This window comes from Bacillus pretiosus (assembly GCF_051294775.1).
Lineage (GTDB): Bacteria > Bacillota > Bacilli > Bacillales > Bacillaceae_G > Bacillus_A > Bacillus_A wiedmannii.
This window is the reverse complement of record NZ_JBPPHF010000002.1, coordinates 789,064-806,453: the sequence shown is the minus strand read 5'-3', so window position 1 is coordinate 806,453 and position 17,390 is coordinate 789,064. Positions and strand designations below refer to the sequence as shown.

General features: G+C 34.4%; 21 protein-coding genes and 1 pseudogene. 7 read left to right on the top strand and 15 right to left on the bottom strand.

Annotated features, from left to right (window positions below; genetic code table 11):
- Positions 1–28: 28 nt before the first annotated feature.
- A complete protein-coding gene (locus ACSG5Z_RS12540; protein ID WP_435711506.1) occupies positions 29–1,288 on the bottom strand; it encodes an extracellular solute-binding protein in 1,260 nt (419 codons plus the stop codon).
- A 323-nt stretch (positions 1,289–1,611) separates the two neighbouring features.
- On the opposite strand from ACSG5Z_RS12540, the gene ACSG5Z_RS12535 reads away from it, so the two are divergent.
- Entirely contained in the window at positions 1,612–3,372 is a 1,761-nt protein-coding gene (locus ACSG5Z_RS12535) for an alpha-glycosidase (protein WP_098148232.1), read from the top strand.
- 40 nt (positions 3,373–3,412) lie between these two features.
- On the opposite strand, the gene malL is transcribed toward ACSG5Z_RS12535, so the two are convergent.
- Positions 3,413–5,089: an oligo-1,6-glucosidase gene (gene malL, locus ACSG5Z_RS12530; RefSeq protein WP_137012395.1), complete on the bottom strand. Its 1,677-nt coding sequence runs from the start codon at positions 5,087–5,089 to the stop codon at positions 3,413–3,415.
- 262 nt (positions 5,090–5,351) lie between these two features.
- On the opposite strand from malL, the gene ACSG5Z_RS12525 reads away from it, so the two are divergent.
- Entirely contained in the window at positions 5,352–6,452 is a 1,101-nt protein-coding gene (locus ACSG5Z_RS12525) for an ABC transporter ATP-binding protein (protein WP_087985102.1), read from the top strand.
- Between the two features lie 66 nt (positions 6,453–6,518).
- Here the strand turns inward: ACSG5Z_RS12525 and ACSG5Z_RS12520 are convergent, their stop codons facing one another.
- The 3 genes from ACSG5Z_RS12520 to ACSG5Z_RS12510 form a co-directional block, all read right to left on the bottom strand.
- Positions 6,519–7,028 carry an SDR family NAD(P)-dependent oxidoreductase gene (locus ACSG5Z_RS12520; RefSeq protein ID WP_087985103.1) on the bottom strand — a complete coding sequence of 170 codons (510 nt, stop codon included), beginning with the start codon at positions 7,026–7,028 and terminating at the stop codon, positions 6,519–6,521.
- Between the two features lie 64 nt (positions 7,029–7,092).
- Positions 7,093–7,191, bottom strand: a complete 99-nt coding sequence (locus tag ACSG5Z_RS12515; RefSeq protein WP_000145657.1) for a hypothetical protein — start codon at positions 7,189–7,191, stop codon at positions 7,093–7,095.
- Between the two features lie 173 nt (positions 7,192–7,364).
- Positions 7,365–7,820, bottom strand: a complete 456-nt coding sequence (locus ACSG5Z_RS12510; protein ID WP_000769076.1) for an RDD family protein — start codon at positions 7,818–7,820, stop codon at positions 7,365–7,367.
- A 131-nt stretch (positions 7,821–7,951) separates the two neighbouring features.
- On the opposite strand from ACSG5Z_RS12510, the gene ACSG5Z_RS12505 reads away from it, so the two are divergent.
- Positions 7,952–8,383: a DUF3997 domain-containing protein gene (locus ACSG5Z_RS12505; RefSeq protein ID WP_000758773.1), complete on the top strand. Its 432-nt coding sequence runs from the start codon at positions 7,952–7,954 to the stop codon at positions 8,381–8,383.
- Positions 8,384–8,429: 46 nt separating this feature from the next.
- On the opposite strand, the gene ACSG5Z_RS12500 is transcribed toward ACSG5Z_RS12505, so the two are convergent.
- Positions 8,430–9,194, bottom strand: a complete 765-nt coding sequence (locus tag ACSG5Z_RS12500) for a CREC-EF hand family protein (protein ID WP_048546181.1) — start codon at positions 9,192–9,194, stop codon at positions 8,430–8,432.
- Between the two features lie 36 nt (positions 9,195–9,230).
- Positions 9,231–9,959: a DUF4184 family protein gene (locus ACSG5Z_RS12495; RefSeq protein WP_048546183.1), complete on the bottom strand. Its 729-nt coding sequence runs from the start codon at positions 9,957–9,959 to the stop codon at positions 9,231–9,233.
- 148 nt (positions 9,960–10,107) lie between these two features.
- On the opposite strand from ACSG5Z_RS12495, the gene ACSG5Z_RS12490 reads away from it, so the two are divergent.
- The gene (locus ACSG5Z_RS12490) at positions 10,108–10,377 is read left to right on the top strand and encodes a hypothetical protein (RefSeq protein WP_435711505.1); all 270 of its coding nucleotides are present in this window, start codon (positions 10,108–10,110) and stop codon (positions 10,375–10,377) included.
- A gap of 10 nt (positions 10,378–10,387) precedes the next feature.
- Entirely contained in the window at positions 10,388–11,113 is a 726-nt protein-coding gene (locus tag ACSG5Z_RS12485) for an AAA family ATPase (protein ID WP_435711504.1), read from the top strand.
- A gap of 31 nt (positions 11,114–11,144) precedes the next feature.
- On the opposite strand, the gene ACSG5Z_RS12480 is transcribed toward ACSG5Z_RS12485, so the two are convergent.
- The 3 genes from ACSG5Z_RS12480 to ACSG5Z_RS12470 form a co-directional block, all read right to left on the bottom strand.
- Entirely contained in the window at positions 11,145–12,320 is a 1,176-nt protein-coding gene (locus tag ACSG5Z_RS12480; RefSeq protein ID WP_000552069.1) for an acetyl-CoA C-acetyltransferase, read from the bottom strand.
- Positions 12,321–12,459: 139 nt separating this feature from the next.
- Complete coding sequence (locus ACSG5Z_RS12475) at positions 12,460–12,909, bottom strand: NUDIX hydrolase (RefSeq protein ID WP_000540530.1); 450 nt, start codon at positions 12,907–12,909, stop codon at positions 12,460–12,462.
- A 110-nt stretch (positions 12,910–13,019) separates the two neighbouring features.
- Complete coding sequence (locus ACSG5Z_RS12470; protein WP_000288327.1) at positions 13,020–13,313, bottom strand: DUF3928 family protein; 294 nt, start codon at positions 13,311–13,313, stop codon at positions 13,020–13,022.
- A 160-nt stretch (positions 13,314–13,473) separates the two neighbouring features.
- Between ACSG5Z_RS12470 and ACSG5Z_RS12465 the strand changes: the two genes are divergently transcribed.
- On the top strand, positions 13,474–14,091 hold the full coding sequence (locus tag ACSG5Z_RS12465; RefSeq protein ID WP_087985107.1) for a DUF955 domain-containing protein: 618 nt from the start codon (positions 13,474–13,476) through the stop codon (positions 14,089–14,091).
- A gap of 15 nt (positions 14,092–14,106) precedes the next feature.
- On the opposite strand, the pseudogene ACSG5Z_RS12460 reads toward ACSG5Z_RS12465, so the two are convergent.
- From ACSG5Z_RS12460 to ACSG5Z_RS12445, 4 genes and pseudogenes are all read right to left on the bottom strand, one after another.
- Positions 14,107–14,243: pseudogene (locus ACSG5Z_RS12460) on the bottom strand (DNA-binding protein); the annotation flags it as partial.
- Between the two features lie 10 nt (positions 14,244–14,253).
- Entirely contained in the window at positions 14,254–15,015 is a 762-nt protein-coding gene (locus ACSG5Z_RS12455; protein WP_087985108.1) for a DUF1129 domain-containing protein, read from the bottom strand.
- A gap of 13 nt (positions 15,016–15,028) precedes the next feature.
- Complete coding sequence (locus ACSG5Z_RS12450; protein WP_435711503.1) at positions 15,029–15,796, bottom strand: DUF1129 domain-containing protein; 768 nt, start codon at positions 15,794–15,796, stop codon at positions 15,029–15,031.
- Positions 15,796–16,128, bottom strand: a complete 333-nt coding sequence (locus tag ACSG5Z_RS12445; protein ID WP_097889645.1) for a PadR family transcriptional regulator — start codon at positions 16,126–16,128, stop codon at positions 15,796–15,798. Before ACSG5Z_RS12445 ends, ACSG5Z_RS12450 begins: the two co-directional genes overlap by 1 nt.
- 195 nt (positions 16,129–16,323) lie before the next feature.
- Here ACSG5Z_RS12445 and ACSG5Z_RS12440 point away from each other — a divergent pair, with 195 nt between their 5' ends.
- Positions 16,324–17,100, top strand: a complete 777-nt coding sequence (locus ACSG5Z_RS12440) for a 3-hydroxybutyrate dehydrogenase (protein ID WP_435711502.1) — start codon at positions 16,324–16,326, stop codon at positions 17,098–17,100.
- Between the two features lie 94 nt (positions 17,101–17,194).
- On the opposite strand, the gene ACSG5Z_RS12435 is transcribed toward ACSG5Z_RS12440, so the two are convergent.
- Entirely contained in the window at positions 17,195–17,332 is a 138-nt protein-coding gene (locus tag ACSG5Z_RS12435; RefSeq protein WP_000393345.1) for a YvrJ family protein, read from the bottom strand.
- Positions 17,333–17,390: the final 58 nt, after the last annotated feature.

The window sequence follows — 17,390 nt, the reverse complement described above, 5'->3', positions numbered from 1 at the left end:
CCCTCATATGAGAGGCACGAATTTCACCTTATTTTTTCTTACTATGATTTGCCTCAATATTACCTTTAATTTGCTTCACTGCATTGTCAAGTGCTGCTTTTGGTGCCTCTTTTTCCGTAACAACTAATTGAAGCGCATCTCCAGCTGGTTTCCATACTTCTTGCATTTCTGGAATGTTCGGCATTGGAATTCCATTTTCAGATTGTGTTGCAACTGCTTTTGCAGCTTCATTATCTTTAATGATTGGATCTTCCATTACTGCTTTTACTGGAGGAATTTCTTTTGTTTTCTCAAATCGAATTTTTGCGTTCTCTTCATTTGTTACCCATTCAGTGAACTTTGTAGCTAAATCATTTTGTTTAGAGAAACTTGTTACATGCCACCCTTTAACCCCAACAAATGTTTTCATTGGTTGACCGTTTGGTAATTTCGGCATTGGAGCAACGCCATAATCAATTCCGTTCTTTTCCATTGCTTGGAACGCCCATGGACCATTCATGATAGATGCTGCTTTTCCTTCGTTAAATAGTCCATCAGCAGCAGGTCCACCAGATTCACCGATAATACCTTTCGGGAATAACTTTTCTTTGTACCATTTTTGAAGATATTCAGCACCTTGTACTGCCCCACTATTATTTAATCCAACATCACTTGCATTTGGCTTTCCATCTTTTTCACCAAACACATAACCACCCATACCTGCCATGAATGCATTAGCAAAGTAGAAGTTATCTCCTAGTGTTAAAAATCCATACTTGCCATCCTTCGTAAATTCTTTTGAGAAGTTAAACAGCTCGTCCATCGTTTCTGGTGCTTTTGGCATTAATTTTTTATTGTAAATAAAGACTGGTGTCTCAATTGCTTTTGGTAAACCATATAATTTCCCGTTATATGTCTGTGCTTCTATTGATGATTCAGTAAATCTACTCTTCACAGCATCATCAGCTTTCACTTCAGAAAGTAAACCTTCTGTTACTGCGTTTCCAATTTGATCATGTGGCAATGTTACAACATCTGGTCCCGTCCCCGCTGGTCCATCAAGGCGTAACTTCTTCACTTGATCTGTCATTTGCATTTCAACGACTTTTACTTTTACTTTATATTTTTCCTCAAAACTTCTCACTGCTGGTTCTAAACCAACACCTTTTTTATCATCTTCCCAAACGAGAAGATCGTAATCTTTCTTCGCTTTACTTTCTTCTTTCTTCCCTGAATCTTTCGGTCCACATGCAGATAACATACCAATTGATAATGCTGAAACCGTTAATAATGATAATGCTTTCTTCATCCCAAAAACCTCCCTAAATTGTATATGTACCTTACTAATTGAAAACGTTTGCATTAAATGGTTTAATAGAAGCACAAACAATATCTCAATCTATGAAAACGTTTGCGCTATTTGTCTCTCATTATACATTCTTTTATTCATTTTGCAAATATTAATTTTAAAATATTATTACTACACTCCTTATACATTGACTTTATATGAAATGAATACTACTCTTATAAGCAATATTAAAGCTATGCAAAAAGCAATCGTTTGCAACATATACTTTATTATTATACTTAAGGAAACAATATGCATGGAGATATTAAAGGGGGATTTTCTATATGCTTAAAGAAGCTATTTATCATAGGCCAAAAGATAATTACGCATACGCTTATGATGAAAAAACGATTCATATCCGAATACGTACTAAAAGAGAAGATGTTCAAAGCGCCACTCTTATTTACGGTGATCCTTATGAATGGAAAGACGGGAAATGGATTACATCAAGCACACCGATGAAAAAAACTGGTTCTACTGCATTGTTTGATTATTGGTCCATTTCCATCGAGCCTAAATTTAAGCGCTTACGTTATGGATTCGAATTAAAAAATGATACAGAAACGCTTATTTATGCAGAGCGAGGATTTTTTTCCAGTATTCCAAATGATGACGTTGGTAACTTTTTCTGTTTGCCATTTATTCATGCAAATGATGTGTTTCAAGCACCTTCTTGGATTAAAGACACCGTTTGGTATCAAATTTTCCCAGAACGGTTCGCTAATGGAGATCGTGCACTAAATCCAGAAAACACTCTTCCTTGGGGAAGCGCTGAGCCAACTCCAACTAATTTTTTCGGCGGAGATTTTGCTGGTATTATTCAAAACCTCGATTATCTTGTTAAGCTTGGAATTTCGGGAATATACTTCACACCTATTTTCAAAGCACATTCAAATCATAAATATGACACAATTGACTACATGGAAATCGATCCGCAATTCGGGACGAAAGAAACGTTCAAAGAACTCGTTCAGGCATGTCATACACACGGTATAAAAGTAATGCTCGATGCCGTGTTTAATCATAGTGGATACTTTTTCGATAAATTCCAAGACGTAATAGAAAACGGTGAGAAGTCTGCTTATAAAGAGTGGTTCCATATTCATGAATTTCCAATTGTAACGGAGCCACTCCCGAATTATGATACTTTCGCGTTTACACCGTATATGCCTAAATTAAATACAGCACACCCAGATGTAAAAGAATACTTACTTGAAGTAGGGCGTTATTGGGTAAGAGAATTCAATATAGACGGTTGGCGCCTTGATGTAGCAAATGAAGTAGACCACAGCTTTTGGAGAGAATTCCGAAGTGAGATAAAGGCATTAAATCCTGAAGTATATATTTTAGGAGAAATTTGGCACGATGCACTTCCATGGCTACAAGGAGATCAATTTGATGCTGTAATGAGCTACCCTGTTACAAACGCTCTACTGTCTTACTTTGCTAATGATTCCATTAAAGCAAATGAATTTATGAAACAAATTACAGAATCTCTACATTCCTACTCTATGAATGTAAATGAAGCAGCGTTTCATTTATTAGACAGTCATGATACACCAAGAATATTGACAACATGTAACGGAGATAAAAATAAGTTACAGTTACTTTATGTATTCCATCTTTCCTTCATCGGCTCTCCTTGTATTTATTATGGAGACGAAATTGGTATGGACGGTGGTATGGACCCAGATTGTCGCAAATGTATGGTTTGGGATACGAAAGAACAAGATCATCTATTATTTACACATATACAAACATTAATTTCATTACGAAAGCAATATAAAGCATTTGGAGGACATGGTACTTTCCAATTCATCGAAGCAAATGATGAACATAATTATATTTCTTATACGAAAACATATGAAGATGAAACTATCTTTTTCGTTTTAAATCCGACTAATAGTGATGTTATAGCTTCACTCCCTCTCCATGTTACTGGAAAGAAAATTATTAACATTTATACAAACGAAGAATTTTCAGCGGAAGCAAGTGTATTACAAGTTACACTTCCTCCATATGGATTCTCAATCTTAAAATGGTAATAAAAAATCCTTATGCCAAGGTGTGGCATAAGGATTTTTCTTATTTTAATTTAAATACCATCGCTTCATATGGACGTAATACAATGTTATCTATTGATCCACTCTCTACGTCGTAATTGTGTATTAATAACTCTGATTCACTATAACTAATGTCCTTAGGCAATTCAAATACACATTCTTCCGCCGTAAAGTTTGCAATAACAAGAAGTTTTTCTTCTTCATATGTTCTTACGTATGCAAAAATAGAAGGATTATTATCTAATATTAAATCATATGATCCGTACACAACTATTTCATTATTTTTGCGTAGGTCAATTAATTTTTTATAGTAATAAAAAATTGAATCTTTATTTTGGATTGCTTGTTTCACATTGATTTCTTTGTAGTTAGGGTTTACCGTAATCCAAGGCTCACCTGTTGTGAATCCAGCATGTTCTTTATCATTCCACTGCATCGGTGTTCTAGCATTATCTCGGCCTTTTATATAAATAGACTGCATCACTTTATCTATATCTTCACCGCACTCTATCACTTTTTCCTTATACATATTTAACGTTTCAATATCTCGATATTCATCAATCGAATCAAATCGAACGTTCGTCATTCCGATTTCTTCTCCTTGATAAATATACGGTGTTCCTTTCATCATATGAAGCACCGTCGCTAACATTTTCGCAGATTCAATGCGATACATTCCATCATTACCAAAACGAGATACAACGCGTGGCTGATCATGGTTATTCCAATACAGGCTATTCCACCCTGTATGCTCTAATGCTTTTTGCCACTTCGTTAAATTCTCTTTTAAAGTAAGAAGTGAGCATGGTTTTACATCCCATTTTCCGCCTTCTCCCGAATCTAAATCCATATGTTCAAATTGGAATACCATCTGCAGTTCTTTTCGTTCTTCTCCAGTATACATTTTCGCTTCTTCTGTCGTTACACCAGGCATTTCACCAACCGTCATAATATCATAATGAGACAATACTTCTTCATTCATTTCATGTAAATATTTATGAATGTTTGGACCGTTCATAAAATGCTTATGACCTGAAACATACCCCTCTTCTTCGGTTTCAACAGCTGGTAATCCCTCTTCTTTAGAAATAAAATTAATAACATCCATACGGAAGCCATCAATTCCTTTTTCTAACCAAAACTTCATCATTTCATAAACATCTTGTCTTACCTTTTCATTATCCCAATTTAAATCCGGCTGTTTTTTAGAAAACAGATGTAAATAATATTCATCTGTCATTTCATCATACTTCCATGCAGATCCACTAAAAGCTGCTCCCCAGTTGTTCGGCTCTTTTCCTTCTTTTCCAGGACGCCATATATAGTAGTCTCTATATTTATTATCTTTTGATTGACGTGATTCAATAAACCAATTATGTTCATCAGAAGTATGGTTAACAACTAAGTCCATCATAAGTTTCATATTACGTTCATGCATTTCATGTAATAGCTCATCCCAATCTTCCATTGTTCCGAACTCATTCATAATTTTACAATAATCACTTATATCATAACCATTATCATCATTTGGAGATTCATAGACCGGTGATAACCAAATGACATCAATCCCTAATTCTTTTAAGTAATCTAGCTTTGAAATAATCCCACGAAGATCCCCAATACCATCACCGTTACTATCCATAAAGCTACGAGGATAAATTTGATATACTATACTTTCTTTCCACCACTGTTTTTCCATTATGCTACCCCATTTCATTAATAATTCGATTTTCTCTGTTTTAAGGCGCAAACGTTTTCATTAATGAATGATAACAGATTCTATCTTAATTTAAAATAGCGCTTACAACTTTTATTCTTATTTTTCTAAGAAAATATACGCAAATTACTAATATTCCTCTAATAAATGAAAACGTTTTATTTTTTTGTTTATTTTTTGAATCTATTAGTTTATAATGAACTCAAAGAAAACGTTTGCATAATTTTTTCTAGGGGGCAATACCATGGCAGAATTGAAATTAGAAAACATTTATAAAATATATGATAATAATGTAACAGCTGTAACAGATTTTAATTTACACATTCAAGATAAAGAGTTTATCGTATTTGTCGGTCCTTCTGGATGCGGAAAATCTACAACATTACGAATGGTGGCTGGACTTGAAGATATTTCAAAAGGAGAGTTTTCAATTGATGGTAAGCTAATGAATGATGTCCCTCCAAAAGATCGCGATATCGCAATGGTCTTCCAAAACTATGCTTTATATCCACATATGAGCGTGTATGATAATATGGCATTTGGATTAAAACTTAGAAAAATACCAAAAGATGAAATCGATCGTCGTGTGAAAGATGCAGCAAAAATTTTAGGACTGGAACAATATTTAGATAGAAAACCGAAAGCGTTATCTGGTGGACAACGTCAACGTGTTGCGTTAGGGAGAGCGATTGTTCGAGACGCGAAAGTATTCTTAATGGATGAGCCTTTATCCAACTTAGACGCTAAATTACGTGTTGCAATGCGCTCAGAAATTTCTAAATTACATCACCGTCTTGGAACGACAACAATTTACGTAACACATGATCAAACAGAAGCAATGACAATGGCTTCACGTCTCGTTGTTATGAAAGACGGAAAAATTCAACAAATCGGAACTCCAAAAGAAGTATATGAAACACCTGAAAATATTTTCGTTGGTGGATTTATTGGCTCTCCAGCAATGAATTTCTTCCGTGGTAAATTGACTGAAACCGATTTCGTTATAGATAATTCATTAAAAGTCAAAGTAACTGAAGGAAAAATGAAGATGTTACGTGAACAAGGCTATGTAAATAAGGAAATTGTTTTAGGTATTCGTCCTGAAGACATTCATGACGAACTATTATTTTTAGAAGCTTCACAATCTACTGCCTTCACAACAAAAATCGAAGTTGCTGAGTTACTAGGTGCTGAATCTATTTTATATATGAAACTTGGAGATCAAGATTTTGCAGCACGTGTTGATGCAAGACATACATTTTCACCTGGAGATCAAATTAAACTAGCATTTGATATGAATAAAGCACATTTCTTTGATAATCAAACTGAACAACGTATTCGTTAAAAAATAATTTTCCTCTGTATAACATACAAAAAAACCGTCCACATACTTTGAGGGCGGTTTTCATTATTATACGAGGGCTTCTACTGTATGAAATGATTGTCCTTTCGTGCCAATAATACCGAAAATCGGTAAGTCACTCAGCACCACTTCTTCTTGCTGTTTCATAAAAGATGACGTTAATTGTTTTATCTCTATCCAAACGTCATTAATACAAAGTACATTGGAATCGTTCTCTTGTTGGCGAGAAAAAATAGAATCTATTTTATATAAACCAGCATTTTGAAAAAGCATATCAATGCGACTAAATGCATTCAAAGTAATACTGATAACGCGTTGCCAATCTCCTTGCTTTCCCATATCATAGGATACAAAAAGTGCTTCTCCGCCTAGATTCGTAATTTCCTCCACTGTTGCTTGTCCACTTTCTTGATCAATGTCCGTCACAATTACTTTTGCGCCTTGTTTAGCCAACAAAAGAGCTGTATTACGTCCAATACCGATGCCACCGCCAGTTACGATAGCAACTTTTCCTGCAAGCTTCATTTTCATTACCCCTTCTGTAAGTCTTACCGTCATTCAGTATACTCCTTTATGAGATTAGTCTGCAAGCAAGAAAAGTTGCTTATTAATTTGTAAGCGATTACTTTTTTACTCCTTCTTTTTTCTTACTATTACGCTGATCGAAAACTAAACCGATGAAAATTAAAATCCCCCAAAAGATTACGCTACCCCCAGTCATTTCAATTTCCCCCTTATTATATAAAGATATTATTTTAATCATTATAACATTTTCTTAATTTTCAATCTATTAAAATCAAAAATGATATGGATTAACTTTTTCTTATTATATATCCTTTAAAATATAATTAAAAAAGACCTTCTTATTTTATGTATAAAAAGGTCTCTGTTTTATTATACAAGACTTATCACTTTTGTTTTTGTAATTAAATCTTGAAAACCACAATTATCTTTGCGGAATAACATCATATATACGTTACATAATATCGGAATTCCAAGTAGCAATATGTTCGGTAATAACAATACAAAAAATCTTATAATTAATGTTTGTAATGTTAACTTTTCACTCTTCAATGAAATTAATTTTATTCTCGTTACCTTTTTACCAAGTGTAACACCGTTCCAAATAAAGGGTACCAAAATAAAATATATCGCCATTAATATAAAAACTACTGCGAGATCATATCTATAATCACCAAAACTAATATTAAAGCGATTAAAAATAGCACTATAATTTCCGGTCATAATAGCTACTACTGCACCATACATAACCGAGATTAAAAACATGTCAATTAGGGAAGCACCTATGCGATTCATTACAAGCGCTGGACGATGCATCTTTAGCTTCATTTTATGTCGACTCCTTCATATCCTTCTTTACCCGTCTCATCGTACCACTTCTAAAAAACATTGTAAACTAGCGTTTCTCTTACTTTTCTTGTACAATGTGTTACAACAGCATTGTAAAGGAGGTTCCCATATTGAAAAAATGGATAATCCTATTCGTCGCATTCCTATTAGCCGGTTGTGCTGGAAATACAAATCATATAACTTATACGATTAACGATGAATACGAACTCATACGTACTTCTGGAAATGCATTTGAACTTTTCCCATCGCAGGATGCTGTATATGCCACACAATACATTCCTGCAAAAATTACAGACATAGCTTGGGATGATAAATACATTATTGCAAAACAAATTGAGGAAAAGTCAGATCCGAATAACCCTGACGGAGCAATTGCAAATAAAAAAAGTGAGCATTATTGGATTATTGACGTAAAGCATAATAAACGTTTTGGTCCTTATAATGAAAAGCAATTTAATGAACAAAAAGATGCATTTAAAATTAAGGTACCTTTTCAAAATGTAGATTCATACATAAAAGAAAAGAAAAAACAGTCAGCATAATATTTTTAACGCTGACTGTTTTTTCTTTTCTGTTTTTAAAAATCCCCTACTCAGAAAGTGAGATATTAAAAGTTTGTGCCTCTTTTACAACATCTTGCGTTTCTGTATCTGCTGCGACTACATTATCTGTTGTAAACTTAATATCCTTTACCTTTTCTTTTCCATCATCAAGTATTAAGCCGATAATACCATCTCTTGTTTCACCAGGCTTATAGTCTTCCCTTGATACATTTTTTGTACCAACGAGCGTATCTTCATCATATAAAAAGTTTTGAGTTGCTACTTTAAAGTGTTGCTTATCATTAATCGTAACATCATTCATAGAGAAAAATTGCATATTTTTATTCCCGCTATTTTCCACCTTATATGTAATTTCAACGTAACGAATCGTATCACTAATCTCTGTACCACTTATCGATGCATATAACTCCGCATCTTCTTGACTTACTTTATCTCCTAATCTACGCTTTACTTCTTCAGGAGTTAATGCCGTAAATACTTTTAATGCATTTTTTGCATCTTTACTCATCTGCGATAAAGAGATTACTTTTACATCTTGTATGTGAATTTTCATTGGTGCTACTTCAAATGTTTGATTTACAGATTGAATCTGTTCTAACTTAAAAGTACCCCACCCTGTTTCTTTCACTTTTTGTCCTACTTTTTTCAGCTCACGCCCACCATATTCTTTTGTTTCAGGAATAGATTCTTTCTTCTTCGGTTCAACTTTCTTTTCTTCTTGATGGAAGCAACCACTTAACATAAGAAGAAAACTACATAAAACAAAAATATTTTTCCATGCTTTCATCATATAATTTCTCCTAACACTATCATTCATTAATATAAATTAGTCCTTTGCTTTGTAGACTATAGAAACAATGAGAATTCCACAAAAGGAACTTGTCAGTCCAGATACTATTATACCCCCTATTTGGAAAATATGAAAATAGGGATCTACGAATGCGTGAACGATAAATACTAGAGCTGCGAAAATGATTGCCGAAACCCAATACTTCCTTTTTTCTGAAGCTATCATAATATCTTTCCCTGTTTCATCTTTATACTTCCATAGTACGTATAATAGTAATAAGAAACCAACACATGTACTCCCGTGTTGCATATATTTATACACCGGGATACTATGTAATCCTCTTTGTAACAATGGTATCTTCGTAACAAAATAGCCTGTATTATGAGTAAATGCATCCCAAACGACATGCGTGAGCATACCAAATAAAGCAGAATAGCAAAATACAAAGAAATCCTTCCATGTATGAAGCCCCCACCTCTCATCTACTGCATATGCAAAATAGCCAGCAAATGGTTTAGGTAAATGTGTTATAAACGGCTTTTTTAAAATGTAATGATACATATATGCTAACAGAAATACAAGTGGTAAATTTAAATATAAGAATCCAAGCCATGTATGCCCAATAACACCATACGGTCTAAAGTGTAAAAAATATTCAAAATCAGGCGCCATACTGCCTAATATAAGAGCCGTTACTGAAATATATTGAGAACGCTTTTTCACAAAAGGAAGAACTGCTGCTGGATGCGCAAATGTAAACGGCATGTTTTAACTCCTTTTCATATCTTCAATAGAATACCATCTATCATAACGAGAGAATTGATCTTGATGCAATATTTATTTTCACATTGGAATATGATAGTTTACATGTTATAATCCACATAAAATATTCAGAAAATAAGGAGAGGTTCACGTGTCATTAACACTTGCCTTTTTTCTCATTCTGCTTATCTTCTTTGTACTTACATACATCGGCTTTTTTCTGTGGAAGCACTTAAAAATTATAAAATATATGCCTGCTCTCTTTGGTTTTATAAGCGTTCTTTTTATTGTCATATGGAAGAGAATGACTTTAGGCTGGGAAGGTCTTGGCTTTGGCACACTTCAATATACAATACTATTTGCAAGCTGTCTTACCCTTGTATTTGCTGCTTTTTTAGAATCAAAATCCGTTATGAATTGAGGTTTATATATTGATTGACGTACCCTTTTTAAAAAATGTCACATTAAAAAAAGAAAATATCCCTAGTTTTTCCGCATATCCTTACTGTCTACCCGCTATCCGAACTTTACAATCACTTGCCTTCCATCCAAATGTAACATTCATTATTGGAGAAAACGGAACGGGAAAATCAACATTACTCGAAGCAATTGCAATCGCTTTAGGATTTAATGCAGAAGGTGGAACGAAGAATTTCCGCTTTAGCACAAACGATTCACATTCATCTTTACATGAATACCTTCGAATTTCTAAAAGTTTCAATACACCAAACGACGGTTTCTTTCTTCGTGCTGAATCATTTTATAACGTTGCTTCTTATATTGATGAGATAGACGCTATAAAATCTTATGGCGGTGTTTCACTTCACGAACAATCCCATGGTGAATCATTCTTTTCCTTATTTATGAACCGTTTTTCAGGACAAGGTTTATACATTTTAGATGAGCCTGAGGCCGCTCTATCACCAATGAGGCAACTTTCCATGCTTATTCGAATGCACGAACTAGCGAAACAAGGTTCACAATTTGTTATCGCGACGCACTCTCCTATTTTAATGGCTTATCCTGAATCCACTATATATTCTTTAACACAAGAAGGGATTCATGAATCCACATTAGAAGAAACCGAGCATTACCAAACGACAAAACTTTTCTTTGAAAATCGTAATCGATTATTTCATCATTTATTTGATTCTTAATAAAAAAGAAGCAGCGATTGCTGCTTCTTTTTTATAGTGCTTCTATAAATAATGCTACCCCAATACCGCCACCGACGCATAGAGAAGCAATTCCTTTTTCTAAACCGCGTCTCTTCAATTCATGAATTAAACTTACAGTAATACGAGCTCCTGTACAACCGATTGGATGTCCAAGTCCTACACCGCTACCGTTTACATTCACTTTTTCACGGTCTAAACCTAATTCTTTCTCTACAGCTAGGTATTGAGCCGCGAAAGCTTCATTAATTTCCAGTAAATCTGCATCTTCTAATGACCAATCTACTTTTTCTAACCCTTTACGAATTGCTGGTGCTGGTCCAATACCCATAATTTTCGGATCTACTCCAGCTACTGAATATCCAACAATTCTAGCTAACGGTTGTAAGCCTTTTTCTTTCGCTTTTTCTTCGCTCATTAATACTAGAACCGCACTTCCATCATTAAGGCCAGATGCATTCCCTGCCGTTACAGATCCATCTTTACGGAAAGCTGGTTTTAATCCTGCTAATTTTTCCGCTGTAATATCTGCACGTGGATGTTCATCCTTCGAAAATACTATTTCTTTTCTACGTTCTTTTATCGTAATAGGAACAATTTGCTCGTCAAAATATCCAGACTCGATTGCTTGCAGTGCCAATGTATGACTACGAAGCGCAACTTCATCTTGTTCCTCTCTTGTAATTTCATATTGGTCAACTAAATTTTCAGCCGTTTCACCCATCATAATATGGTGAATCGGATCTTCTAGTACTTCCCACACCGTATCACGAATTTCTCCGTGCTGTAGACGTTGTCCCCAGCGGTGCTGTTTTAATGCATAAGGGCTTGAACTCATTGCTTCTACTCCACCTGCAATAACAACATCACTTACACCTAATTGAATTTGCATTGCAGCTGACATAATTGCTTGCATACCTGAAGAACATTGGCGTTGGATTGTATAACCCGTAACTGTGTCAGGAAATCCTGCCGCTAATGCAGCTGTTCTTGCAGTATTTGCTTCATCAGTTCTTTGAATACAATGACCTAAAATTACTTCATCAACTTCGTGTGGTTCTACCCCGCCTCGTTTTACAGCTTCCTGAAGTACAGGAACCGCTAATTCTACTGGCGTTACATTTTTTAGCGCTCCTCCAAAAGTTCCAATTGGCGAACGAACTGCAGCTGTAATAACAACATTATGCATTTTGCACTTGCCCCTCTCTTATGTACCCTAGTCAGTTTTTAGGTGAAATTCCATAAGATGTATGTCTACATCTATCATACTATAAACATACTAAAAAATCAAAATATTTAATATAATAAAAATAGAAGGAATTAACCTTCTATTCTGTTAATGCATATAAAAATTTTTGTAAAATTTTCTCTGTCGTTTCATTCAATTTTGGTAACTTATCTACCGGAAAATATTGAAGCTTCAATCCCTCATGATCAAGCCTTAATTCTCCACTCACATGATGCCCCTGATACAGATGAATAACATTAAAAATTTCATCCCCATTAGGATAACGGAAATATACTTCTTTTCCTGATAAGACACCTAGAAATTGCATTATTTTTGCAGTTAATCCCGTCTCCTCGAATAATTCTCGGCGAGCAGTTTCTTCCGTCGTTTCTCCTAGTTCCATCGCGCCGCCAGGTACACCCCAATCATATGTATCTGAACGATATTGAAGCAATACTTCCTGATTATCATTTAGTATAATTATTGCTGATCCAACGAGAATAAGTGGTCTTGTCCCAACAACTTTGCGTAACTCTTCAATATACCCCATTATGTAAATTCTCCTTTCCTCACCCTCCCTTATCATAACAAAATTCTTCTCCTTTTGTTGATGTAATTTCCAAGAAAAAAAAGGAAGCTTTCGCTTCCTTTTTTCCATTTTTATTTCTTAAAACTTTCATATTTTACAGCTTCAAAAGCTTCTTCAATTTCATCATTACGATAATGAACGTATGTAAAACGCCCTAATTCTACTAATCTTGCTATTTCTTGTAACGCTTTATGTTGCTCATATGTTTCCTCCAGCTTAATATGTACATAAAACTTCATTAATGGATGTTCATATAAAGGTTCTCCCACCTCTACATATACATCTTCAACCCCTTGTACAACTCTTACATAACTCGCAAATTGATAAAGTGCTTCTCTGTCTGAAACGATTTTTAATGTATACATATATTCTCCCCCTTTTCTTTACTATATCAAAAAGATGACCACACCATGTTATAGAACTATGAAATTTTTTCGACTTGTAATAAACAAGGCTTTTATCCATACATAGGGTCTTTTCCCAACATATATTATAGAAAGAATTTTTTCAGTTGAGGTGTTCCTTATGGATCCATACGTCAATATATGTATTTGCATTACTCCAGGCGCCGATATTTCTGATGACCGTATTGCAAAAGATTTAGCAGTTGCAGAATCAATTTGGCACCCCATTACATTTCAAATTAAAGACGTAATTATTTTAAATGAACTTTTTCGTTTTTCTGACCGTGAAATTAGTTATAAAAATTCTATTCAAAGTCAGGAAAAATTAGCATCCTTTTTCCAAACATGTGTAAATGAAGCTCCTGAATGCGACCTTTACATTTGTTATATTGGCAGTGATTATTTCAAAGAAACAGCCGTAATTGCCTGCGCGTACTCTTTAGCCAAACAACAGCAACTTACTGGTTATATCGTTTTAACAAATTCGGCTGCTCCCATGAAAAATATATATACGCTAGCTCACGAAGTCGGTCATATTTTATTTACAAGACGTGTTCATGGAAAACTTACTCACGCAGATCCTCATTCCCCAACTGGCTCGGAGCACCATCCTTCTCCAACAAATCTTATGTACCCTATCGTACCTCGTCCTGAAAACGTCCATATTCAATCCCTATTAACAAACGAACAAAAAGCACTCTCTTTACAAAGTTCTTTATTACAAAGAAAAAAACAGTAACTGTCATGTTACTGTTTAAAACAATTTATTCCAATTAATAAACGATATACCGGCTGCAAAGGATACACTATACACCTAAAACGAATCCCTCTAAAAATCAAAATATAGTATTTCTTTGGAAATAATTTTTTGTATATCCAGAGCAGCCACTTTTTTGAAATACTAGTTTACACTTTTTCTCTCTTCAATTTTTAAAGACCATCTCATTAACCCATATATACTTCCATACATAAGTAATATCTTTGCAATTCCCCAAAATACATTTTTTTCTTCTAATCCTTTAAATATAAACATAATCGCTAAAGGAACAATTAGCACCAAAACACCCATCCAACCAAGGACATACACTTCTCCAACGAAAAGTAATAAAAAGATACTTGCTGCTACTATATATGTTTGCATTGTCGATAATTGAAAAATAGGTGTACCGTACCATTTATCAACAAACATCAATAATACTAATAATAAAATGGGAACCATTACTATTATGTAAATAATTCCGAACTCTACAAATTTATTTTTAAAAGAAGACATTCTAAAAGCAACAATGGTTCCAATAATCGTAATGATTAAGACGATAGGATAGCCAATTAACTGTATATTCGTTAGTGTAAATTGCTGATTTGGATTATTAAATAAAATATGAGTTAATATCCAATACCCGCCAATACCAATTATCATCGCAAGAATACTCTTTATACTCCCACCTTTATCCTTCTCCATCTCTTTCGCCAATTCTTCCGCATACTCTTTTGGTGAATCACCAAATATATCCGTTACCGTCTTTCCCTCTTTCTCACCTTCTATTAAATGAAGCTCTGCATCTTCTATAAAAGCGTCCACATCTTCTTCTTTCATTCCTTTTGTTATTAAATACACTTTCGTATCGATTAAAAACTTTTCTCCTTCTTTAGAAATCTGCATGATAACCCCTCCCTTATTTAACCGTTTCTCTTCTATTCGTCTTCATCATAATTTCAAGGAAAATTAAAATAAACAAACTTCCGTATAAACATATAATTTGAAATAACATTGGCACGAGATCTTCTGATGTAAATGTTTTAAACAGTAACATAATCGAAAGTGGAATAATTAAATATAAGTTTTTAAACCATCCTTCAAAATATATATTTATCGCTACTGTGATCATAAAAATAGCTCCAGCTAATATATAACTTTGCGTTTGGGTGAATGTAAACGTTTTGGTAGGATAGATTACATCTAATATCGTAACAGCCCCCATTAAAAACATTGGCGCTACCATAACTAAAAACCACATAGAAAACCACGTTTTTGTAAAGCTTGTTACGAAGGTCATTTTGCGAAGTAAAAAATTAGGACCTATAACAACTAAAATCAATGACAAACTATACCCAACGCACTGAATAAGTGAGATCTGTAATAATCCGTTATTCACTATTAGGATAGAAGCAATAATCCAAAACGATACGATATTCATTACTGTAAAACCAATTTGTCTCCACGTTTCCTGTCTATCTCTTTCCATTACTTTTACAAGTTCATTTGCATATTCTTTCGGTGAGCTTCCGAAAATATCTTCTACACTTTTCCCATCACTCTCACCCTCGATTAAATGAAGTTCTGCATCTTCTATAAAATTTTCAATATCGCTTTCTTTTACACCCTTTGCCACTAAAAATAATCTCATATCTAATAAAAACTTTCGTGCTTCACTTGATAACATTATTTTTTTCTCCCCTTCCCCTCAAGTAGACGCTCTACACTACTTTGCATCGTTTCCCAGCGATCCATAAATTCATTAAGTGCTTCCTCGCCTTTTTCTGTTAATGTATAATATTTCCGCTTTGGACCAGATGGAGATTCCTTCATTACACTTGTTATTAATCCTTCCTTTTGCATTCGTATTAATAGCGGATAAATACTTCCCTCACTCGCCATAGTAAAGCCATACTTCGCTAGCTTTTCACTCATTTCATAACCGTATATTTCACCTTCAGAAATAATAGCAAGTAAGCATCCTTCTAAAATCCCTTTCAGCATTTGACTTGTCGACATAATTCAAATCCTCCCACTATCTTGTTTTACAAGATAGATAAGCGTAAGTATCTTGCTTTACAAAATAGTATAGCAGAAGCTATTTTGCTAAACAAGATAGCTAACAATATTTTTCCAAATCTTTGCAGGATTTTTATTATCTACTCTCTAAATAGAGCAATATGAGAATTTTATTACGAAGGGATGTTTTTCACCATGGTTACAAATCGAGTTGTCTTTTTAACAGGTGCTGCAAGCGGTATTGGTTATGAAATGGGAAACGCTTTCGCAAAAGAAGGTGCAAAAGTTGTCATTACCGATCGTCTTGAAGAACGTGCAAAAGAAGCTGCTGAACAATTACAAAAAGAAGGCTATCAAGCTATCGGTTTAAAATGTGATGTTACATCTGAAGAAGAAATTACCGCTGCAATTTCTCAAACCGTTACTCATTTCGGTTCATTACATATATTAATTAACAACGCAGGAATGCAGCACGTTTCACCAATTGAAGATTTTCCAACTGAAAAGTTTGAACTACTTATTAAAATTATGCAAATCTCTCCTTTTATCGCAATTAAGCATGCCTTCCCAATCATGAAAAAACAAAAGTATGGCCGAATTATTAATGTAGCCTCCATTAATGGCCTCGTTGGATTTGCAGGAAAATCCGCCTACAATAGCGCGAAGCATGGCGTAATCGGATTAACAAAAGTTGCCGCTTTAGAAGGCGCTACTCACGGAATTACCGTTAATGCGCTTTGTCCTGGTTATGTCGATACCCCACTTGTACGTAATCAACTACAAGATTTAGCTACTACACGAAATGTACCACTTGAAAATGTTTTAGAAGATGTTATTTATCCACTTGTACCACAAAAACGCTTATTACAAGTACAAGAAATCTCTGATTATGCTATGTTTTTAGCGAGTGAAAAAGCAAGAGGTATAACTGGACAAGCCGTTGTTATCGATGGTGGTTATACTGCTCAATAAAGTGAAGGCTTTTACTGCCCATTAATGCGGGGTAAAAAATAAAGTTTGCTCACGAAGAGCAAACTTTATTTTACTTTCTATCGCGAGGACCTTCCTACTTTAGTAATTGTTTAGGGAGTTTCTCGATTGCAACAATTACCCCATCTAATTTACTTTCAATACGATGGAGTAAATATAATGTTACAACAATCGGAAACCCTACATTACCTACCATCCTGATCCACTCTTCCATCTTTTCCGCCTCCTTCCATTATATAAATAAGAGAAAAGAAAACATTTAGGCATAAAAA